General features: G+C 74.0%; 20 protein-coding genes and 1 pseudogene. 15 read left to right on the top strand and 6 right to left on the bottom strand.

From position 1 onward, the window contains the following. Positions 1–6 precede the first annotated feature (6 nt). Positions 7–1,053, bottom strand: a complete 1,047-nt coding sequence (locus tag B124_RS21520) for a hypothetical protein (protein ID WP_496504535.1) — start codon at positions 1,051–1,053, stop codon at positions 7–9. Positions 1,054–1,445: 392 nt separating this feature from the next. On the opposite strand from B124_RS21520, the gene B124_RS21515 reads away from it, so the two are divergent. From B124_RS21515 to B124_RS21495, 5 genes are all read left to right on the top strand, one after another. Further along, the gene (locus tag B124_RS21515; protein ID WP_496504534.1) at positions 1,446–1,742 is read left to right on the top strand and encodes a DUF1876 domain-containing protein; all 297 of its coding nucleotides are present in this window, start codon (positions 1,446–1,448) and stop codon (positions 1,740–1,742) included. A gap of 31 nt (positions 1,743–1,773) precedes the next feature. Then, entirely contained in the window at positions 1,774–2,703 is a 930-nt protein-coding gene (locus tag B124_RS21510; protein WP_496504533.1) for a pyridoxamine 5'-phosphate oxidase family protein, read from the top strand. A gap of 44 nt (positions 2,704–2,747) precedes the next feature. Then, entirely contained in the window at positions 2,748–3,626 is an 879-nt protein-coding gene (locus B124_RS21505) for a universal stress protein (protein ID WP_496504532.1), read from the top strand. 155 nt (positions 3,627–3,781) lie between these two features. Then, a complete protein-coding gene (locus tag B124_RS21500; protein WP_496504531.1) occupies positions 3,782–4,579 on the top strand; it encodes an HAD family hydrolase in 798 nt (265 codons plus the stop codon). Further along, positions 4,576–6,981 (top strand): glycoside hydrolase family 65 protein, encoded by a 2,406-nt coding sequence (locus B124_RS21495; RefSeq protein ID WP_496504530.1) that lies wholly within the window; start codon positions 4,576–4,578, stop codon positions 6,979–6,981. The genes B124_RS21500 and B124_RS21495 overlap by 4 nt, the downstream gene beginning before the upstream one ends. 21 nt (positions 6,982–7,002) lie before the next feature. Here the strand turns inward: B124_RS21495 and B124_RS21490 are convergent, their stop codons facing one another. Together B124_RS21490 and B124_RS21485 are read right to left on the bottom strand one after the other, a co-directional pair. Beyond that, on the bottom strand, positions 7,003–7,677 hold the full coding sequence (locus tag B124_RS21490) for a CBS domain-containing protein (RefSeq protein ID WP_496504529.1): 675 nt from the start codon (positions 7,675–7,677) through the stop codon (positions 7,003–7,005). A 22-nt stretch (positions 7,678–7,699) separates the two neighbouring features. Then, positions 7,700–8,569, bottom strand: a complete 870-nt coding sequence (locus B124_RS21485; protein WP_496504528.1) for a universal stress protein — start codon at positions 8,567–8,569, stop codon at positions 7,700–7,702. 274 nt (positions 8,570–8,843) lie between these two features. Between B124_RS21485 and B124_RS21480 the strand changes: the two genes are divergently transcribed. Beyond that, a complete protein-coding gene (locus B124_RS21480) occupies positions 8,844–10,040 on the top strand; it encodes a GAF domain-containing sensor histidine kinase (RefSeq protein ID WP_496504527.1) in 1,197 nt (398 codons plus the stop codon). Positions 10,041–10,083: 43 nt separating this feature from the next. Here the strand turns inward: B124_RS21480 and B124_RS21475 are convergent, their stop codons facing one another. After that, complete coding sequence (locus B124_RS21475) at positions 10,084–10,788, bottom strand: response regulator (RefSeq protein ID WP_496504526.1); 705 nt, start codon at positions 10,786–10,788, stop codon at positions 10,084–10,086. Next, the gene (locus B124_RS21470; RefSeq protein WP_496504525.1) at positions 10,785–11,504 is read right to left on the bottom strand and encodes a CBS domain-containing protein; all 720 of its coding nucleotides are present in this window, start codon (positions 11,502–11,504) and stop codon (positions 10,785–10,787) included. The genes B124_RS21475 and B124_RS21470 overlap by 4 nt, the downstream gene beginning before the upstream one ends. A 298-nt stretch (positions 11,505–11,802) precedes the next feature. Between B124_RS21470 and B124_RS21465 the strand changes: the two genes are divergently transcribed. Then, positions 11,803–12,675, top strand: a complete 873-nt coding sequence (locus tag B124_RS21465; RefSeq protein ID WP_496504524.1) for a universal stress protein — start codon at positions 11,803–11,805, stop codon at positions 12,673–12,675. A 34-nt stretch (positions 12,676–12,709) separates the two neighbouring features. Here B124_RS21465 and B124_RS21460 read toward each other — a convergent pair whose 3' ends face one another. Then, complete coding sequence (locus B124_RS21460; RefSeq protein ID WP_496504523.1) at positions 12,710–13,828, bottom strand: hypothetical protein; 1,119 nt, start codon at positions 13,826–13,828, stop codon at positions 12,710–12,712. A 158-nt stretch (positions 13,829–13,986) separates the two neighbouring features. On the opposite strand from B124_RS21460, the gene B124_RS21455 reads away from it, so the two are divergent. From B124_RS21455 to B124_RS21420, 8 genes and pseudogenes are all read left to right on the top strand, one after another. Further along, the gene (locus B124_RS21455) at positions 13,987–14,283 is read left to right on the top strand and encodes a hypothetical protein (RefSeq protein WP_496504522.1); all 297 of its coding nucleotides are present in this window, start codon (positions 13,987–13,989) and stop codon (positions 14,281–14,283) included. A 1-nt stretch (position 14,284) separates the two neighbouring features. Next, positions 14,285–15,556 (top strand): putative T7SS-secreted protein, encoded by a 1,272-nt coding sequence (locus tag B124_RS21450; protein WP_496504521.1) that lies wholly within the window; start codon positions 14,285–14,287, stop codon positions 15,554–15,556. A 5-nt stretch (positions 15,557–15,561) separates the two neighbouring features. Next, positions 15,562–16,227, top strand: coding sequence for a hypothetical protein (locus B124_RS21445; protein ID WP_496504520.1), 666 nt, complete (start codon positions 15,562–15,564; stop codon positions 16,225–16,227). A gap of 4 nt (positions 16,228–16,231) precedes the next feature. Continuing rightward, positions 16,232–17,131 (top strand): hypothetical protein, encoded by a 900-nt coding sequence (locus B124_RS21440; RefSeq protein ID WP_496504519.1) that lies wholly within the window; start codon positions 16,232–16,234, stop codon positions 17,129–17,131. Positions 17,132–17,192: 61 nt separating this feature from the next. Beyond that, a pseudogene (locus tag B124_RS21435) lies at positions 17,193–18,428 on the top strand (SMI1/KNR4 family protein); the annotation flags it as partial. A 213-nt stretch (positions 18,429–18,641) separates the two neighbouring features. After that, positions 18,642–19,004 (top strand): NADH-quinone oxidoreductase subunit A, encoded by a 363-nt coding sequence (locus tag B124_RS21430; protein ID WP_496504518.1) that lies wholly within the window; start codon positions 18,642–18,644, stop codon positions 19,002–19,004. Further along, positions 18,995–20,104: a hypothetical protein gene (locus B124_RS21425; protein WP_496504517.1), complete on the top strand. Its 1,110-nt coding sequence runs from the start codon at positions 18,995–18,997 to the stop codon at positions 20,102–20,104. Before B124_RS21430 ends, B124_RS21425 begins: the two co-directional genes overlap by 10 nt. Continuing rightward, positions 20,097–21,050 carry a complex I subunit 1 family protein gene (locus tag B124_RS21420; protein ID WP_496504516.1) on the top strand — a complete coding sequence of 318 codons (954 nt, stop codon included), beginning with the start codon at positions 20,097–20,099 and terminating at the stop codon, positions 21,048–21,050. The genes B124_RS21425 and B124_RS21420 overlap by 8 nt, the downstream gene beginning before the upstream one ends. The last annotated feature ends 27 nt before the right edge of the window (positions 21,051–21,077 follow it).

The raw sequence follows: 21,077 nt of genomic DNA, 5'->3' as shown, positions 1-21,077 counted from the left end.
GCCCGCTCAGGCGGCGGGGCGGCAGCGGGAGAAGAACGGCACTCCCTTGGCCACCTGGACGCGGGTGTTCTCGCGCTCGTCCACGAACGCGCGCAGCTCGTTCTCCCCGTCCACGTACGCCCACGGGATCTCCCGTACGTCCGTGCCGATCAGCTCGAACTGCCGCAGCGCCTCCTCCCACCGCCCGCACCGCACCAGTGCCAGGGCGAGGTGGTTGCGGACCGCGGCGGCGGCCGGGTCGCCCGGCTTGCGGTCCGCGCACACCTCCAGCGCGCGGTCCACGGCCGCGCTCACCCGCTGCCGGGGCACCGGGCCGCGGCGGGGGTGCTCCATGAGGTACTCCGTCACCGCCGCGACCGGCAGCGCGGCCAGCAGCCGTCCCGGCTGGGCCCGCGCCGCCGCGGTCTCGGCGAAGTCGAACATCTCCTCGTGCGACCCGTACCACTTCGCGCAGAGGAACTGCAGGGCGCTGGAGTGGCAGCCGTAGTGGTCGGGGTCGCAGTCCATGACGTTCAGCAGCAGTTGGTCGAAGACCGGGCGGGGTGCCTGGACGCCGCGGGCGTGGTCCAGGGCGACCCGCCAGGGGACCGGGTCACCCGGGTTGAGCTCGGCGGCCCTGTCGATGACCTGGGTGGCCTGCGTCAGGATCCGGAAGAACGTGGCGAACCGCTCGCGGGAGACGTGCTTGGCATACGCGCCGGTACGTGCCTCCCAGGCGCGGCAGATCTCCAGCTCCGCCGCGACGAGAACGGCGTCCGGATCGTCGCCGTCCTTCGCCTGCCAGACCTCCAGCCAGCGGGGCCGCGTCAGGGCGACGTCGGCGAGCTTGCGCACGCACGTGTCGCGCCGCTCCCACGCCCGGCGGCGGCGGGTGTCGGCGAGCAACTCCAGGGCCGGGGCGTGGTCGCCCTGCCATGCCGCGGACAGCACCGGCCGCAGCACGGGATCGGGGCGGTCGAGACCCAGTTGGGTCACCGGCGGCAGCGAGGCACCGACGGAACGCAGGTGGCGGAGCACACGGGGGAAGGCAAGCAGCATAGGCAGACGCGGCATACCGGTATGACCGCGCGGATGCGGCCAGGGTTGTCCGTGACACATCACGGCTGCGCAACACCTGTCCCCGGGGTGCGCTGCGTGCCGCGGCGGCCGTGACACACCGGAGATCAGGGGCGTACCCGCGTATGGAGAGCGGACAGCGGCGAGGCGGGACGAGCGGACGGGCGGGAGGGACCTTCGGCCCTGTGATCGGGCGCGACCCTCGTCACAGAGTGGTGGCACAGGTGCTTTCCCATCGCGGGCGAGAGCACGCACCCCGGTCTTGCGGGGGTGACTGCGGCACGTGGCCCCATGGCCGTCCGCAGCCGCGTCCCTGCCGGCGTGAGCACGAGCGGAGCGCGCTGAGATTCCGCATTCCGCGTTCCGCACCGAGATGCGGAGGCAAGACAATGGCGCATACCGTGAAATGGGACGTCGGCCTGTACCTCTTCGAAGAGGAGGGGACGACGAAGGCGCGCGTGGTGCTGGACACCGCGACCACGCAGTTCACCGGGCACGGAGACGCGCACCGGAACCCTGCGGACCCGGACGTGCCGGAGATCGGCGACGAACTCGCTGCCAGCAGGGCGCTCGCCGACCTCGGCCGGCAACTGGAGGACGTCGCCTGGCGGGACATCGGCGCCGGCTCCGCCTCCGGGCGCACTGCGCGTCCGGGCGAGGGCTGGCCCGCTACGGACCGGATGTGAGGAGGACCGGCCGAGGAAACGGTGGCGAATCATGCGAGCTGAACTCGGCGATCACCTCGTGGTGGAGAGTCCGGCGACCGGAGCCGCCAGACGCGAGGGCGAGATCGTCGGAATCCGCCATGCGGACCGTACGCCCCCCTACGAGGTGCGCTGGTCGGACACGGACGAGGTGACCCTCGTCTTCCCCGGGCCCGACGCGCACATCCACGGTGCCCGGCACCGTCCGGAGAGCGCACCCGAGCCCTCCCGGCCGCGTACCGGCCGGACGGGAGGGCGGGCGGGCACCGAGCCGCGCGCAGCCCCGGCCCACAGGCCGCACCACCCCGGTGACATCGGCCGCCGCGTGACCGCGGAACGCCGGCGCCTGGGCCTGACCCGCGAGGAGACGGCCCGCCGCGCCGGAATGGCGCCGGAGTACCTGGAGTACGTCGAAGAACAGGCCGCCGACCCGACGGCGTCCTGCCTCGCCCGCCTGGCCGGCGTGCTGGGCACCACCCCCGTCGCGCTGCGGGGCGGCGGCCTCGACATGCCGCCCGGCCAGGGGCAGGCGCTCCGGCACCCGCGGATGCGGGAACTCGACTCCGGGGAGTGCCGCCAACTGCTGTCCGCGTCCGGCGTGGGACGGGTGGCGGTGTCGACACCGCAGGGCCCGGCGGTGGTTCCCGTCAACTACGAGGTCGTCGACGGGGATCTCGCGTACCGGACCGCGCCGGACTCGGCTCCGGCGGCGGCCGTGGGATCGGAGGTCGCCTTCGAGGTCGACCAGCTGGACGAGGCCATGGGCCAGGGCTGGAGCGTCCTGGTCGTCGGCCCCGCACGGGTGGTGACCGACCCCGACGCCGTACGCAGGCTGGCCGAAGGCGCCCACGCCTCGCCGTGGGCCGGGGGCGAGCGGGAGATGTGGGTGTCGATCCGGCCCAGGCGCATCACGGGACGCCGCATCGAGGAGGGCGGGGCGTAGGCCGGTGACGGGTGCGCAGGTGAGGGACCTCTGTGGAGGCGGTCATGGCTGGTGCGAGCGGGCGTCGGCCGATCGTGGCGGGCGTCGATCCTGATCGTACGAAGTGGCTGGTGCTGCTGTGGGCCGCCGACGAGGCGGCCCGGCGGGGGCTGCCGCTGCGGCTCGTCCACGCACACGACGTGCCGCCTCCGAGCAGTGGGTACCGGTCGGAGGCGGCACGGGGGGTCTGGGAGGAGTGGAACCGTGCGCTGTACGGCGTGTCCGAGCGCATGCTCCACAAGGCGGCTGAGTCCGTCGCGTCCCGGCAGCCGGCGGTGGAGGTGACGCCGGTGCTGGCGGAGGGAGCGCCGGCCGCGGTGCTGCGCGCGGAGGCGCAAGGCGCCGCGCTGGTCGTCGTGGGCGCCCGCCACCTGGGCAGACGGCGCGAGATGCGCACCCCCGCCTCGGTGGGGCTCTCCCTCAGCGCACGCGCGCCTTGTCCGGTGGTCGTCGTGCGGGAGGCGGAGCACGTGAGTCAGGAGCCGGCGTATTTCGTGGTGGGTGTGGACGGCAGTGGGCATGCGGCGGTGGCGGTGGACTGGGCGTTTGAGGAGGCGGCGCTGCGGGGGGCGCGGTTGCGGGCTGTGTATGTGTGGCATCCGCCGCTGCTGGGGGTGGGGGATGAGGCTGCTGCGGTGCAGGAGTGCCGTCGGGTGCTGGCGGAGGCGGTCGCGGGGCGGGAGAGGACGTACCCGGATGTGGTGGTGCATCAGGAGGTCGTACGGGGGCATCCGGTGGAGGTGCTGGCGGAGGCGTCGGAGCATGCGCTGGGGCTGGTGGTGGGGACCCGGGGGCACGGCGGGTTCACGGGGATGCTGCTGGGATCGGTGAGCCAGGGGGTGCTGCACCACGCCCGCTGCCCGGTCATCTCGGTCCCCGCGTGAGCCGGCGGACGGCCGCCCCGCGGAGGCCGGGAAAGCGGCGCCCACGGCCGTCGTCCGGCGGCGGCATCCGGGTGTCGGCGGGCAGCCGCTCCCGGGCAGGTCCCCGCCACGGTGCCCGGGCGGCCGTACGTTACCCACGAGAGGAGGCGGCTTCGATGACCGCGCCCGCACCCGGCGAACCGGCCGGCACTCCCCGCGACGGGCTGGTGCCGCAGTTGCACGGCCTGCGCGCCGTGGTGTTCGACACCGACGGCGTCATCACCGACTCCGCCCGGGTCCACGCCGCCGCCTGGCGCCTCGCCTTCGACGCCGCGCTGCGCGCCCACCCGCCCGCCGGCCCCGCGCTGCGCGGGCCGTTCGACCCCGTAGAGGACTACCGGCGGTACGTGGACGGCAAGTCCCGCCTCGACGGCGCGAAGGACTTCCTCGCGGCACGCCGGCTGGCCCTGCCGCTCGGCGACCCCGCGGATCCCCCGGGCACCGGCACCGTGTGGGCGGTGGCCGCGGCCAAGGACGCGGCCTTCACCGCCCACCTCGACGAGCACGGCGTGCCGGCGTACCCGGGCAGCGTGCGGCTGCTGGACCGACTGCGCCGGGCCGGCGTGCCGTGCGCGGCCGTCTCCGCCTCCCGGCACGCCCGGGACCTGCTGCTCCGTGCCGGCGTACGGGACCGCTTCGCCTGCCTGGTGGACGGCGCCGACAGCGCCCGCCTCGGCCTGAAGGGCAAGCCCGCGCCGGACCTGTTCCTCGAAGCGGCCCGCCGGCTGCGGACCGGCCCCCGCGAGGCCGCGGTCGTCGAGGACGCCCTGGCCGGCGTCGAAGCCGGCCGGGCCGGCGGCTTCGCCCTCGTCGTCGGCGTGGACCGGACCGGCACCGCGGAGAGCGCCGCGGACCTCGAAGAGCGCGGCGCGCATCTGGTGGTCCGCGATCTGACGGAGCTGCTCGGCCCATGAGCGACGACTGGACCTGGACGTACGAGGGCTACGACCCACGGCAGGAGCGACTGCGCGAGGCGCTCTGCACGCTGGGCAACGGCTACATGGCCACGCGCGGCGCCGCTCCCGAGTCCGGCGCCGACGAGACCCACTACCCCGGCACGTACGCCGCCGGCGTCTACAACCGTCTCACCTCCACCGTCGCCGGCCGGCAGGTCGAGAACGAGGACATGGTCAACCTGCCGGACTGGCTGCCGCTGCGCTTCCGCGCCCGCCCGCCCGGCGCCGCCCCCGGCCGCTGGCTGACCACCGCCGACGCCGAGCCCGCCGGGTACCGGCAGCGCCTGCGGCTGCGCGGCGGGGTGCTGGAGCGCAGCGCCGTCTTCACCGACCCCGAGGGGCGCCGGACCGAACTGGCCGAGACGCGCCTGGTGCACATGGGCATGCCGCACCTGGCGGCCCTGCGCACCACGCTGACCCCGCTCGACTGGTCGGGAACGCTGGAGGCCGAGGCCGCGCTCGACGGCTCCGTGACCAACTCCGGCGTCAAGCGCTACCGTTCGCTCGCCGGCCGCCACCTCACCGGCGTCCACACCGGCGCCGACGACCCCGACACGGTGTGGCTGTCCTGCCGTACCAGCAGCTCCGGCGTACGCATCGCGCTGGCGGCCCGCACCCAGGTCACCGCGGGCGACGTCACCGGCTCGCGGCCCCTGCACCACGGTGACGCGTGCGTCGCCCGGTTCCTGGCCGTCCGGGCCCCGGCCGGCGAGCCGGTCACCGTCGAGAAGACCGCGGCGCTGTACACCTCGCGGGACCCCGGGGCCGACGACCCGCTCCGGGCCGCCCGCGAACACCTCTCCCGCAGCCCGGACTTCACCGCTCTGCTGGCCTCCCACACCGCCGCCTGGGAAAGCCTGTGGCAGCGCACCGAACTCCACGTCCCCGGGGAGGCCGGGGCCATCCTGCGGCTGCACCTCTTCCACCTGCTGCAGACCCTCTCCCCGCACACCGCCCGCCTCGACGCCGGGGTACCCGCGCGCGGCCTGCACGGTGAGGCCTACCGCGGGCACGTCTTCTGGGACGAGCTGTTCGTGCTGCCCTACCTGAACCTCCACCTGCCGGAGGTCTCCCGCGCCCTGCTCGACTACCGCCACCGGCGGCTGCCCGCGGCCCGCCGGGCCGCCGCCGCGGCCGGGCACCGCGGGGCGATGTTCCCCTGGCAGAGCGGCAGCGACGGCCGCGAGGAGACCCAGGAGGTGCACCTCAACCCGGACTCGGGCCGCTGGCTGCCGGACCACAGCAGGCTCCAGCACCACGTGGGGCTGGCCGTCGCCTACAACGTCCTGCAGTACGGCCAGGCCACCGGCGACACCGCCTACCTGCACGGCAGCGGCGCCGAGACGGTGCTGGAGGTCGCGCGCTTCTTCGCCGACCTCGCCGCCTGGGACGCCGCGTACGGCCGCCACCGCATCCGCGGCGTGGTGGGCCCCGACGAGTACCACGACGCCTACCCGGGTGCCGCCAGGCCGGGGCTCGACGACAACGCGTACACCAACGTCACGGCCGCCTGGGTGCTGGAGCGCGCGCTCGAACTCCTCGCCGGGCTGCCCGGGGAACGCCGGCGGGAGCTGACCGGGCGCATGGTGCTGGGGGAGGACGAGACGACGCGCTGGGACGAGGTCTCCCGCACCCTCCACGTGCCCTTCCACCGCGACGTGATCAGCCAGTTCGAGGGCTACGGCGAACTCGCCGAGTTCGACTGGGACGGCTACCGCAGCCGCTACGGCGACATCCGCCGCCTCGACCGGATCCTTGAGGCCGAAGGCGACACGGTCAACCGCTACCAGGCCTCCAAGCAGGCCGACGTCCTCATGCTCGGCTACCTCTTCTCCCCGGCCCAGCTCATCGGGCTCTTCGACAGACTGGGCCACCGCTTCGACGACGAGCTGTGGCACCGGACCGTCGACTACTACCTGGCCCGCACCAGCCACGGCTCGACCCTCTCCAGCCTCGTGCACGGCTGGATCCTCGCCCGGGCCCGCCGCGGCACGGCCTGGCGGTACTGCCTGGAGGCGCTCACCAGCGACGTGGCCGACATCCAGGGCGGCACCACCGGCGAGGGCATCCACCTGGGCGCCATGGCCGGCACCCTCGACATGGTCCAGCGCGGCCTGACCGGCCTGGAGACCCGCGATGGCGCGCTGTGCCTCGACCCCGTGCCGATGCCGCAGATGTCCGAGTACGTGCTGCACGTGTGCTACCGGGGCCACCGGGGCATCGAACTGCGCCTGTGCGCCGGCCGGCTCCACGTCACCGTCCCACCGTCCGACCAGCCCCCGCTGACCCTCGTCCTGCCCGACCACACCGTCACCATCGAGCCGGGCGAATCCCGCCGGCTCCGGCTCCCCGACGTCTGAACGGTCCTGACGGCACCGCGCTCAGGCCGCGAACGGGGTGTGGCCGACGTCGTCCACCTGGAAGGACAGGCGGTCCGAGACGCTCACCACGCCGTCCACGGACTGGCAGAGCCGCACGATGATCGGGATCAGGCTCCTGGTCTCGATCACCCCGTGCAGGTCCACCCGGCCGTCCCGTACGGCGACGGACACCTGGGCGGGCGCCAGGCCCATGGTCTGCTGCAGGATGTCGACCTCGATCTCCTCGCGGATGGCGTCGTCCTTGCGGAGGAAGACCCGGAGCAGGTCCCGGCGGCTGATGACGCCGAGCAGCCGGTCCGTGTCGTCCACCACCGGCAGGCCCTTGATGCGCTGCACCTCCATGAGCTGCGCGGCTTCGATGACGTTCCAGTCGGGGCGGGCGCAGACGGCGGGCGCGGACATCAGTTCCTCGGCCCGGGTGCCCTGGGCCTTGGCGCGCTCCCAGGCTTCGAGGGGCGGCAGGGGCACCTTCTCGCCGATGCCGGGCTGGTCGCTGGCCTTCCGCAGCAGATCGGCCTCCGACACCACGCCGATGGGCCGGCCGCCGTCGTCGACGACGGGGAGCGCGGTGATCTCGTTCTCGGTCAGCAGGCGGGCGATCTCCTTGAACGGGGTGTCGTACCGGGCGGTGACGACGTGCCGGGACATCAGGTCGCTGACTCTGCGGTGCTGCATGTTCCCTCCCGCGCTCGGGCGGTCATCCGTGCGGGACGACGGCGACGGGTGCGATGGCGTGGTGCATCAGGGCGTGGGTCACCGGGCCGATCAACGTCGGGAACCGCGGGTGCTTGTGCAAACGGCGGCCCCCGACGAGCAGCCGGGCGCCCGCGGCCTCTTCCAGCAGGCCCGGTGCCACCTCCCCGTCGCGCAGGGCGGACTCCGTCTCGACGTCCGGATAGCGCGCCCGCCAGCCGCTGACGGCGGAGCCGAGCTTGTCCCGCGCCAGGGCCTGCAGGTCGGCGCCGGCCTTCGGGTCCGGCAGCGCCGACGGGTAGGCGTAGATGGACGAGCGCCGCCACATGTGGACGATACGGAGCAGGCTGCCCGCCCGGGACGCGGCGTCGAAGGCGAACTCCAGCACCGGGTCGAACCGGTGGTCGAGATCCACCCCCACCACCACGGGAAGATCGTGGTCCGCGGTGTCCGGGTGCCAGTCCTGCCGTACGAGGACGGTGGGCCCGGTGGCGTGCGCGACCACCGGCAGCGCCACGCTGCCGGTGAAGAATCCCGCCGCCGCACCGATGCCCCGCGACCCCAGGACGAGGAGTTCTCCCTCCTTTACCGCGTCGAGCAGCGCCTTCACCGCCGGTTCCGTCGTCGCACCACCGGTGAGCTCCATCTCCGGGTACCGTTCCGCCGTCTCCCGGCACGCGGCGGCGATCCGCTCCCGGACCCACTCCTCATGCATGGAGCCGCCGGGGCCGGCCTGCTGGTCGCCCGGCACCGCCTCGGCGTGGACGATGCGCAGCGAGGTCCGGCGCGAGGCCGCCTCCGCAGCCGCCCACCGGACCGCCGCCATGCTCGGGTCGGACCCGTCCACACCGACCACCACGTGCCGCGTTGCCATTGCTGCCTCCTGCCTCCCCGAAGGAGCCGACCGGGCGACGAGGTGACGAGTGCGGCCCGGTCACGGAAGAGCGCCGCGGCATGAGCCACGCCGCTCTTTCAGGCTGCCGCGCGCCGGTGCGGCCCACGAGGGCCGTACGGGTTCATCGCAGGGACCTTCGGGCACCGGCCCTGTAGTGACCGGTCACGTCACGTGACCGCGCTCCGGAAGCCAACCGGTAAAACCGGCGCTAATGTGGGCAAAGGGGCGTGGAGTGAGGCGTCACGGAGGGCCGGTGAGCGAGCAGAGTGTGCGTCCGTACGGGCGCCGGCCGGGCGAGCTGATCCACGGACCGGAAGCGCCGCGGTGCACCGAGCGGTGGCTCGAGGCCAGCGCGGACATCGCCGCGGGCCTGCTCTCCGGGCTGGAGGAACCCGCCGTCCTGGAGATGATCGTCGACCGCGCCCGCCGCATCCTGCGGACGGACCTCGGAGTCCTCGCCCTCACCGAGGGCGAGGACGGACGGCTGCGGGTGGCGCTGGCCTCCGGCACGGAGGCGGATGCGTACCAGGGCGTGCTCCTGCCCCGCCGCGGGTCTTTCGCGGGAGCCGCCGCCGAGGCCGGGAGACCGATCATGACCACCGACCTCTCCCGTGATCCGCGGATCACCGCGGGGTCGCCCTGGGTGCGGACGCCCGGTCCCGCGGTCGCCGTCCCCATGGTCGCCGAGGAGGGGGTACGGGGCGTGCTGGTGCTCGCCCGCGGCGACCCGCTCGACGTGTTCACCGAGGGGGAGACCGGCCCGCTGCTCGCCTTCGCCGGGCAGGCCGCGATCGCCATGGAACTCGCCGACCGCCGGCGGGAAGCCGAGCAGATCGCCCTGCTGAAGGACCGCGACCGCATCGCGCGGGACCTGCACGACCTCGCGATCCAGCGGCTGTTCGCCACCGGGATCTCGGTGCAGAGCGCCCTGCGCTTCGTCGAGCACGAGGAAGCGCGCGCCCGGCTGCTGCGGGCGGTGGACGACCTGGACGAGACCACCCGGATCATCCGCTCGACGATCTTCGGTCTCCGCGCCGGGCAGGGGAGGGAGGGCAGGGAGGGCAGCGGCCTGCGGGCCCACGTCGTGCGGGCTGTGGAGGATGCTGTGCCGGCCCTCGGGTTCACCCCGTCCCTCCGGCTGGAGGGCCTCATCGACACCGACGTGCCCAAGGACGTCGCCGATGCCGTCCGGGCGGTGCTGGCGGAGGCGCTAAGCAACGTCGCCCGGCATGCCCGGGCGAGCGCCGCCGAGGTGGTCCTGACCGTGACCGACGGCACGGCGGTGCTGTCCGTACGGGACGACGGCGTGGGCATGCCGCAGGGCGGCCGGCGCAGCGGCCTCGCGAACCTCGCCGATCGCGCGGAAAACCTCGGCGGGCGGCTCTCGCTCGCGGCTCCGCGGGACGGCGGCACGTGCGTGACCTGGTCGGTGCCCCTCACCCGCCGGTGACAGGGCCGGCCGCCGCAGCCGGGGCGCGGGCCACCGGCGCGGGTCACCGGTCCCGGGCACCGTCGCCCTCCGGCCTGACGCCCGCCTGCGTGGCGATCACGGCGGCCTGGATGCGGCGTTCCACCCCGAGTTTGCTCAGCAGCCGGGAGATGTTGTTCTTGACCGTCTTCTCCGAGAGGTACAGCCGCTTGCCGATCTCCCGGTTGGTGAGGCCGTCGCCGATCAGGGCGAGAATCTCCCGCTCCCGGGGGGCAAGGCCCGAAAGCGGCCCCTCCGTGGAGTCCTCCGGCTCGCCCCGCAGGCTGCTCATCAGCCGGCCGGTCGTGGCCGGATCCAGCATCGACTGGCCGGAGGCGACCGTGCGTACGGCCGCGACCAGGTCGGAGTTCTTGATCTGCTTGAGTACGTAGCCGGCCGCCCCGGCGAGGATGGCGTCCAGCAGCGCCTCGTCGTCGTCGAAGGAGGTGAGCATCAGGCAGGGGAGTCCCGGCATCCTCGATCGCAGCTCGCGGCAGACCGTGATGCCGTTGCCGTCCGGGAGCCTGACGTCGAGGACCGCCACGTCGGGCCGGAGCGCGGGGCCGCGGGCCATGGCCTGGCCGGCGGTCGACGCCTCTCCCACCACCCGGATGTCGGGTTCGTCCTCCAGCAGGTCCCGCAGCCCGCGCCGCACCACCTCGTGGTCGTCCAGCAGGAAGACGCGGGTCGGCGCCGCGTCGGGGGTGCCGGACCCGCCGGATCCGTTCACGCCGGCTCCCCGGGCGGCGGCGCGGACACGTCCCCCCGGCCGCCGTCCCCCCGGCCGCCGTCCGCGCTGTCCGGCAGCTCCAGCCGGAACCCGACGTCCACGACGCCTTCCACCGCCCGCGCCATCCGTGCCGCCAGCGGCACCAGCGAGGTGTCGTGGAACCAGCCCGTGAGCGTCACGACACCCTTGTCGACCTCCGCGTGCACCGTGGTCCCACCGAGGGGGAACAGAGGTTCGATGGCTTGCTGCTGTACGTCCTCCGCGATGTCCTGATCGGACCGGAGGAAGACCTTCAGCAGGTCGCCGCGGCTGACGATGCCGGTCAGGTGTCCCTCACCGTCCACGACCGGAAGCCGCTTCAGGCGCCGCAGCGCCATGGCCCGGGCGGCCTCCGCGAGGGTGGCGTCGGCCCGTACGGAGACGGCGGGCGTGGTCATGAGGTCGCGTGCGACCACCGCACCGGCCTTCACGATGTGGTCAGGCCGCCGCTGGACCTGGTCCGCCGCGGACAGCGCGCTGTCGTGATACTCCTCCTTGGGCAGCAGATCGGCCTCCGAGACCACCCCGATGACCCGGCCGTCGCCCTCCAGGACGGGCAGCGCGCTGACCCGCCACTTGCGCATCGTCGCGACGATCTCCTTGAAGGAAGCCTCCGGCCCGACCGCGACGACCGTCTCCGTCATCACGTCGCTGACCAGATACGGCGAATGATTCATGACGATCCTTCCGGGACCGGGACAGGGCACGGACCACGCGCCGGACGGGCAAGGTCGGATTACCACGGCGCCGGGCGGACCTCCTCGCGGGCGCCCGACTACCACTCGAACGGCGAACAGGCCGTGACCATTCGGCCGGTTCCCCCCGGTCGCTCCCGCCCCGGGACCCTTCGGCTCGCGGCCGGGACGAGTGGCCCCTGCACCGGCCGGTCCCCCGCGGCGGACGCTGGAGGGGAACGCGGTGGCGCCTGTCCGGCCGCCGCCAGGGAGACGGCCCCGAGACAAGGACGTGAGGGTGATGGAACATCCCGTGGTGGTCGGTACCGACGGCTCCGACCACAGCCTGCAGGCCATCGACTGGGCGGCCGACGAGGCGGTCCGGCACGGCGTCGCGCTGCGGGTCGTGAACGCGTCCCTGTGGGGGAGGTACGAATCGGTGATCCCCGACATCACCGAGGAGGAGCGCCCGACGGCCGAGGTGCTCGCCGAGAACATCGCCGCGTCCGGCGCGGAGCGGGCGCGGACGCGGCAGCCGGACCTGAAGGTGACCAGCCGGGTCCTGCCCGACGAGCCGTCCGCCGCACTCCAGGAGGAGAGCCACCAGGCGTTCGCCGTCGTGACGGGCTCGCGCGGCCGGGGCGGCGTCGCCTCCCTGCTGCTCGGCTCGGTGAGCCTTGCGGTTGCCGCCCGGGCCACCTGCCCCGTCATCGTGGTGCGCGGTGACGAAAAAGCCTGGGACGACCCGTCCCGTCCCGTCGTCCTGGGCGTGAGCGAACTGGCCGAAGGCCAGGCCGCCACCGGGTTCGCCTTCCGCGAGGCAGCCGCACGGCGCAGCCCGCTGCTGGCGGTACGGGCGTGGCGATGCCCGGTCTACGAGGCGGAGGGCCACCTCGGGCACGGCTCGGCGGCCCTCCACGAGGAGCGGGCCGAGACGGTCGTCAGCGACGTGCTGTACGAGGCGCAGCGGGCCCACCCGGACGTCGACGTACAGCGCCGCCTCGCCGAGGGCCCGACCCACCACGTGCTCATGGGCGCCTCCGCGGACGCCGGCCTGGTCGTGCTCGGCGCGCCCCGCCGCCGCGGGCACGCCGGGCTCCAACTGGGGCGGGTGACGCACGCGCTCCTGCACCACGCCACGTGCCCCGTCGCCGTGATCCCCGAGCGGCACTGACGGGCGCGGCGGCTGCGGTCAGGCGGTTCGCGGTTCACGGCCCGCCGGTCAACCGGGCCGCGGCGCGCCGCACGTCCTCGTCGGGGTCGGCGCGGGCGGCCTCCTCGACCACCGCCGCGGCGCCGGGCGGCCACGTGCGGTGCGGCCAGTTCGCCAGCGTGTTCAGGGCCGTGGACCTGCCGAGTTTCAACGGGGTGCGCAGCCCGGCGAGCAGCAGGTCGCCTCCCGTGCCCGGGTGGTCCCGCAGCGCGGCCACCGTCCAGCCGAGCGCCCAGTGCGCCCGCCATCCCGGGCCGGCTCCTTCCTCGTCGGCCGGGCCGGTGGCGATCCGGTCGATCGGCAGGAGCGTCCTGGCCATGTCCGTGAGCTGCCCGGCCCGTTCGGTGTCGGCCTGCAGCCAGGCGTCGTACCAGACGGTGGTGTACGGGTCGGCCCGTATCTTCTCGACGAGCGTGGGGAAGACGTCGATGCCCAGGGCCCGCGCCGCCTGGATCGCCACCCCGTCGTCGGGGCCGGACAGCCCGGCGGCGACGCGCTCCGGCCACTGGTCCCAGCCGAGGATCCAGCGGCAGGTGTCTGCGAACGACGCCCGCCTGGCGGCGGTCCACAGGCGCCGGGCGCGGTCGTCCCAGGGGCTGTGCTCAGGGTCGTCGTCGGCCAGGTAGGAGCTGATCCCGGCGACGGCCGCCACGTCCTGCACCGTGTCCGCTCGCGTGCGCATGTGGCCGAGGAACGCCTCGACGGCGGGGGCGCCGTCCTCGTAGTCGTCCATCTCCTCCCAGGTGATCAGCTCCTGGATGATCTCCCCGGCCGCCGTCAGCAGCTCGCGGTCGGGATAGCCGCGCAGCGCAGGGAGCAGGCGGCCGGTGGTGGCGGCGACGAGGGCCAGTTGGTGGTTCCCGTTGAGGTTGCGGAACCCGCCGCGCAGGAGCCATGCGCGGATCCTCGGGTCCGCGGTGGCGCGCAGCCGCTCCACGCAGACGATCCGGCCCTCGCCCGCCAGCGACCTGGCCAGCGCCCACACGTGCCCGGGCCGGTCCTTGCCGGCGTCCGGCAGGGGGAGTTCCTCCACTGTCCGCCCGGCCTCGCCGGCGTGCCGGCGCAGGTGTGCGAAGACCGCGGTACCGGACGCCACGGCGGGCAGCTCCTCCATGGGCCCAGCGTCCCACGGCCGTCGGACGTCGGCCGAACGGCTTTTCGGGCGAGTGCACGGGAGTTGCGGCTGAATCCCCTCTCTGGCCACGCCGGGCCGTTTCGCGTTCTAGGCTGATCCCTTTAGATCAACTTCAGGTGAAACAAGGGGTGTTCGCAGTGGGGGATCTCGTCATCCGGGGCGACGTCATGGAGGACCTCAGAAAGACGTTCAGCACGATCACCCGCCGCATGGAGAACGTCCGGAAGGTGATCGGCGGTGCGGACGGCGACGCCGTGGGCGCCGAGAAGCTGGTCGACGAGGTGCACGACTTCGCCGACGAGTGGAAGTACGGCATCACTCAGATCGGCGAGACCACGTCCGCCACCGTGGACATGATCGACGAGATCGCGACGAAGTTCGACGACCTGGACAAGGACCTCATGGAGACCCTGACCAAAGCGAAGGCCGGCTGACATGGCGCCACCCGACCCCGCGCGCAGCTTCCCCACCCTGGGCTTCGACCCGACTCCCGGCGACGTGCACCGCACCCGGAGCCTCGCCAGGCAGATCGGGGGCGTCGGCGGCGAGCTGCGCGACACCGTCTTCGAACTGGAGCGCATATCGTGCGGCGCCTGGAAGGGCAAAGCCGCCACCGCCTTCTCCGACTACGTGTCGGACGACGTCACGCCCAAGCTGTCCCAGGCCCGGGACTCCTTCGAGAAGGCAGCGCACGCGCTCAACCGATGGTCGCACCAGTTAGAGAACTTCCAGGAGGAGGCCGCCGACCTTGAGCGTGAGGCCAAGCGTGCGCAGCAGGAGGCCGAGGACGCCAAGCTGGCGCTGAAGACCGCCACCGGTGCCGCGGAGGACGAGGACAACACCAAGCGCGAGGAGAAGCGCGCCGAGAAGGACAAGGAGCGCAAGGAGGACGCGGCCTCCGCCGCGGACGACGCGCTGCAGCGCGTCATCGACCGCGCCGAGGAGCTCCGGGACCGCTTCAACGCCGCCGCCGAACGGATCACGGACGACCTCGACGGTGCCAGCGACATGGCCCCCAATGAGCCGGGCCTGTTCGACAGGATCGCGGGCGGGATCGCCGACGCCATCGGCGACGCCGCCGACTGGGTCAAGGACCACGCCGACTTCATCAAGCTCGTCGGGGACCTGCTGTCCACCCTCAGCGGCGCCCTCGCCTTCCTGGCCATCCTCACCGCGCCGTTCGAGCCCGTCGGTGCCATCTTCGCCGCCGCCGCCATGGCCACCAGCGCCCTGGCGCTGGTCACCCACCTCACCGCCATGGCCCTGGGCGCCGACGTCACCTGGATGGACATCGGCCTCGACGCCCTGGGCATCCTGCCCGGTGCGAAGAGCGCGCTTCTGGGTGCCAAAGTCGCGAAGGGCGGCAACGCGGCAGCGCGCGCGGCCAAGTTGGGCGACGGATTCTCAGACGTCACAAAGATGACGAAGAAGTTCGTGCTGTTCGGCGAGAAGTCGCCCACCCAGTTCATCAAGGGCAGCAAGCTGGGGCAGGCGGCGGAGGGCACGTACCAGGCCTTCCGCGAGGGCCAGTGGGTGGGCACCAAGTCTCTCAACATCCTCGGCAGCAAGCTGAGCAAGGGCGAGAATCTGATCGACCCCCTCTCGAACCTGGGGCGCGGCATCGACGCCGGCATCAAGGGCGGGCTCACCGGCTACAAGATCACGGGCCTCGGGGACAGCTTCTCCGACGCGGCGACGGCCCGGTGAGCGGCATGAGCAACCTGAGCGAGACCGCCGGCGACGACACGGCGGAGGCCGAAGACAGGCTGCCGCCCATGAGTTTCCACATCCCGGAGGGCATCCACGCGGTCCCTCTCACCCTCGACCCCGCGCAGCGGGCCGAGGCCGCCGCCGAACTCGTACGGGACATCTATCCCAAGGGCAGCCAGGAGCTCTGGGACGGGATGGGCACCATCTACGGACCGGTGCTGGAGACGATGGCGGCCTCCGGCATGTGCTTCACCGGCATCGGCCTCTACGACGATGAGGAGGGCGGCGTCGCGCACTGCTCGCTGACCATCGCCGCCATGGAGTCGCACCACGCCGACCCCGAGGCGGCGGCCCTCGGCCTGCGCGAGATCTTCGGCCGCCGGCCCAAGCACGACGTGCGCTGGATCGACCTGCCCTGCGGCCCGGCCGTCGCCGTGTTCACCCTCAAGGAGCTGACGATCAACGGGGAGTTCACCGCGACCGGCGAGGACACGCCGCTGTACACCGGCCAGATCCAGGTCCACATCCCGTTCCCCACCGCTCCGTACACGGCGGTCTTCACGCTCGACACCAGCGCGATGCACCAGTGGGACACCCTCAGCCAGCTGATGGCGGAGATCGTCAAGTCCGTGGCCTTCCCCAAGCCGGAAGGCATGGAGGGAGACTGACGGCATGGACTGGTATCCGGACCGGGACGAGACGCTGCAGTGCCGGGCGCGGGCGGACTTCGCCGCCGGGGTGGCGCCGAGGGTCGCGGGTGCGCGCTGGTTCCGGGACACCGAACGCCGCGACATCCAGCAGGCGCTGCAGGACCAGGAGGGCTGGCCCGAGGGGCCGGAGTTCTCCATCCGCCCGGCGGGGGAGCGGGCGGTGCGGCGCACCGGGCGGGGGCTCGGCGTCGGCATCCAGGTCGTCCTGAACATCGCCGCGGGCGCCCTCGGCGCCGTCGGCTCGACGTTCGGCGACCCCGGCGTACGGGGCCGGCCGGACGAGCCGGAGAACGAGGTCGACGACTTCCCCGTCATGTGGGCCGACCCGGACACCGCGGCGCGCGCCGCCCCCTGGCAGCTCGACCCGGCGCGGCGGCCGAAGACGTACCGCACGCACATGGCGCTCACCGACCGCCGGCTGGTGTTCCTCGGCACCACCGACGGCTCGATCGACCCGGCGGACGTGCTGTGGGAGGTGCCGCGCGACGCCGTCGGGGACCTGCGGCGGATGCCCTACAGCGAGCTGGAGTCGGACGTACGCCTCACCTTCACCGACTCCTCCTGGCTGCGGCTGACGACGAAGAGCCCGGACGACGCCGCCCAGTTGGTCCGGTATTTCCAGGGGACGGTCGGCAGCCTGCGGGAGTCGGACCTGACTGAGGGCCAGCGGATCCGCGTCAGCCGTTTCGTGGGCGACCTGCCGAAGAACGCGGAACCTCCGACGTTCATGGTGCTGCCCAGCGGCATCGTCCATGTGCGCTCCCGGGTCCCGGCCAAGCGCTCGCCCGGATACTACGAAACGCACTCCATCTTGATGGATTCGACCGGCGCTCCGGCCTCGCCCCGGCCCGGCGACCTCTGACCGCGGGCCCGGGGGTGACCGGGCGCGGGGGCCTGTCAGTGCCGGGTGCGATCATCCGGCTATGAGTGGCGAGGTTTTCCACTGGCACGGGTTCCTCGGACGCTGGCAGGAGGAGTGGGTTCCGCGCGCGGACGAGGATGAGGACGACGGCGAGGGCGGCGAAGGGGCCGTCGCGCCGCTGGGGCGGGCCGGGGCGGACGAGGCGGACATCGCAGCCGCCGAGGAGCGGCTCGGGCGGCGGTTGCCGCGCTCGTACCGGGAGTTCCTCGCCGTGAGCGACGGCTGGCGCGTGGACCAGACGGCCGGGGTCCACCAGCTCGGGGGCGCCGCGGACATCGACTGGTTCGGGGACCCGTTCGGCATGGCGCGGACGTACGAGGAGAACCTGGACGACCGGGCGCGCGAGGAGGACGTCCTGCTGGCCGGGTTGTGGCGGCGGGCGCTCCGGCTGGAGACGGACTCCGACATGTCGTACGCGCTGCTCGATCCGGGCGACGCCGGCCCGGACGGCGAGTGGGCGCTCTACGTCTACCACGGCTGGAGCGGTGAACCGCCCGACCGTCACCCGTCGTTCCGCGCATTCATGGAGGCGATGTACCGCGGCTTCCACCGCGTCCGGGCCGAGCAGCCCGGCTTCGTGAACGCGACCACGCGCGCCCAGGACGCCCGCGTGGAAGACGCCCGCCTGCTCGCCCTGCGCGGACGGTACGAGGAGGCGGCACCCCTGCTGGAGGAAGCGCTGTCCTACGGACGGTCCCGGAGCGCCGTCCTGCTGAACCAGCTCCTGCAGTTGCAGGCGCCGCAGAGCCCCCGGGACTACGGCCACCTGGCGGCCGATCCGCGCTACCTGCCCGACATCCTGCCCGTGCAGGCCCTCACGCCGGGGCGCGGCGAATGGCGGCTCGGCGGGGACGACCACTGGCTCGGGATGATGGCCGCCCGCGGGGTCGCCCGTCAGACCGCAGAGGCCCTGCTGAGCGCGCTGCGGGACGGCAGCCATCGCTACGAGCCCGGCGGCGCGTGGGGCCGGGCCGTCGCCGAGGCCCGGGAGTCGGCACGCTGGGGCCCGACCGATGCCGCCTGGCGGGTGCTGCGGGACGCGCTGCCGCGGTGGGAGCCGCCCGGACCCGATCTCGTCGCGCCGCTCGGCCTGCTCGCCGACCCCGTCCTGGGCCCACTGGTCACCCCGGAGCGGGGGCGGGAGATCCTCGCGACCCCGCGCGCCGGAGAGACGGGACCCGCCCCCGCGCCGATGCCCGACCTCGACCCGCCGGGCCTGGTATGGCTGGCGGAGTCCGGGGCGGACTGCGAACGGCGGGTGCGCCTACGTCACCATGGGCCCGCGCAAGCGCTGAACGCGCGTATCCCCGCCGGGGGGACCGTGACGCGGCGTACGGCACGCCCGGACCCGCTCCGTTGAAATGACCACCTGCTGAACGGGCTTCGGCAGCGCACCGCATCACCCTCCGGCGTCGGCCGTGCCGTCCGGCCGTGACGGTGTGTGTCGGGCATGATGCTCGGCGTGGCGGTATGGGAGCCGGTGCCGGTGCTGCTCGGCGTGGTGATCGGCGGGCTCGCGGCGCTTCACGGGGTCAGCGCGTGGCTGCGGGGCGGGCTGGAACCGCTGGAGTCGGTGCCGTTCAGCGGCGGGTTGCCGCCCGAGGAGCACGCGTTCTCCCGGTTCCACGTCCGCTGGTATCCCGTGACGATGATCTTCCTGGCGTTCGACATGGAGATGCTGTTCATGTACCCGTGGGTGCGCGTGGTCGGCGAGAGGGGCACGCCCGCCGTGGTCGAGATGTTCCTCTTCCTGGGCATCCTCTTCGCGGCCGTCGTCTACGCCTGGCGCGAGGGCGCGCTGCGGTGGGCCTGAGGAACGCGCTGCGCCGCATCGGTGCGAGCCACCCGGCCGTCCTCCTGGCGGTCTGCCCCGGGGGTACGGAGCCGCGGCTGGCGGTGGAGGCGGCGCTGCGGCGGCGGGGCTGGCCGCTGGCCGCGAGCCCGGCGGCGGCGAGCGGGCTGGTGGTCGCCGGGGCGTGCGGGGCGGGGGAGACGGAGTGGGTGGAGGCGCTCTGGCGGCAGATTCCGTACCCCAAGGCCCGGTCCACCGCGGCCGGGGCGGACGGCGCGGACGGCGCCGAGGCGGCGCTGGACGAGCTGGCCGACGTGGCGCAGGCGCCTGCCGCCGGGTGCGGCGTCGTCGCCGGGCTGCCCATGGCCGGGCGCGCCGACGATCGCGACGGGCTCCGCCTCGACCGGCTCCACCTGCCGCTCGGGCCCGGGCTCACCGACTGGCCCGCCGGGCTCGTGCTCGACGTCGCCCTGCAAGGGGACGTCGTGCAGCACGCCGCGGTGCGCGTGCCCGCGTCGCCCGCAGGGGGGTTGCCGTACTGGGACGAGCCGTGGCTTCGGGCCGCGCGGGGTGAGGACGTCGGGCGCGGCGCCGCTCAACGGCGGTGCTGTGCCGCGCATCTGGACAGCGCCGCGCGGTTCCTGGCCGTCTGCGGATGGGCCGACCCGGCCGCGCGGGCGCGGCGGTTGCGCGACGCGGTGCTCGGCGGGGTGCCGGAGCGGCAGTGGGGGCCGGAGCTGGGGAGGCTCGTGCGGCGGGTGCGGCACTCGCGGGTGCTGCGGCAGTCGACCGCCGGGCTGGGCGTGCTGCCCGCCGCCCGGGCGCGGCGGTCCGGGGTGACCGGTCCCGCGCTGGCCGCGGACGGTGACGCGTACGACCGGCTGCTCTGCTGGCTCGACGAGGCCGCGCGCCGCGCGGCCGGCGCCGACGACGACCGGCCCCTGGCCCCGTACGGCCACGAGGGCCCGCGCGGTCGGCTCGACGGTCCGCGGCCACCGTCGCAGGCGCTGCTGGACGTCCTGCCCGAGCTGCTGTGCGGTGCCGGGTTCACGTCCGCCCGCGCGATCGTGGCCAGCCTCGACCCCGACTGCGACGAGCTGGGGGCGGCCGTCCATGGCTGACACCGCGCCCGTGTGGGCCGTCGTGCTGCTGCCGTTCGCCCTCGCCGTCGCGGCAGCCGTCGTCGCCGGCTTCGACGCCGTGCTGGCCGCGGCGGCGGACCGCGGCCGGGCCGCTTGGTCCAGCCGGCCCGGCCGCCCGCTGCACACGGCGGCGGCGCCGCTGCGCACCGGGCTGCGGCTGCTGGGTCAGCAGCCGCGGCATACCGCCGCCGCCGACCCCTGGCTCGGCCGCATCGGGATCGCGCTCATCCCCGTCGCCGCCGTGCTGGCCGGCGCCGTCCTCCCGTGGGGTTTCCGGGCCGTCACCGATCCGGTCGTGGGCGTGGTGTGGTTCAACGCGATGGAAGTGCTGGCGTGGGCGGGGGTGTGGCTGGCCGGCTGGGGGCCGAACTCGGCGCTGTCGCTGATCGGCGGCTACCGCTTCCTCGCCCAGGGCCTGGCGTACGAACTCCCGCACATGCTCGCGCTCACCACCGCGGCGCTGGGGGCCGAGTCGCTGCGGGTCGGCGAGGTGGTGGCGGCGCAGCGGGGGCTGTGGTTCGCCGTGTGGATGCCGGCGGCGTTCGCGGTGTTCCTGCTGAGCGCGCTGGCGATGGCCTTCTGGGGCCCGTTCGACCATCCCCTCGGGCGGGACGCGGCCGGCGGCGCGGTCGCCGAGTACGCGGGCGCGGACCGGCTGGTGCTGCTGGCCGGCCGGTGGGTGCTGCTGGTGGTCACCGCCGGGTTCAGCGTGCCGCTGTTCCTGGGCGGCGGGTACGGCCCGTGGCTGCCGGCGTGGGCGTGGACGCTGCTGAAGACGGCCGGGGTCCTCGGCCTGCTGGTGGCCGGGCGGCGGCTGCTGCCGACCCTGCGCATGGAGCGCTACCTGGAGATCGCGTGGACGGTGCTCGTGCCGCTGACCCTGCTGCAGGCGCTGGCCGTCGCCATCGTCGTGGTCGGCCGGTGACACCGGTGCCGGAAGGAGACCCAAGAG

Source organism: Streptomyces sp. CNP082 (assembly GCF_059570535.1).
Note: the sequence above shows the minus strand (reverse complement) of the source record. Positions and strands in the feature narration are given on the sequence as shown.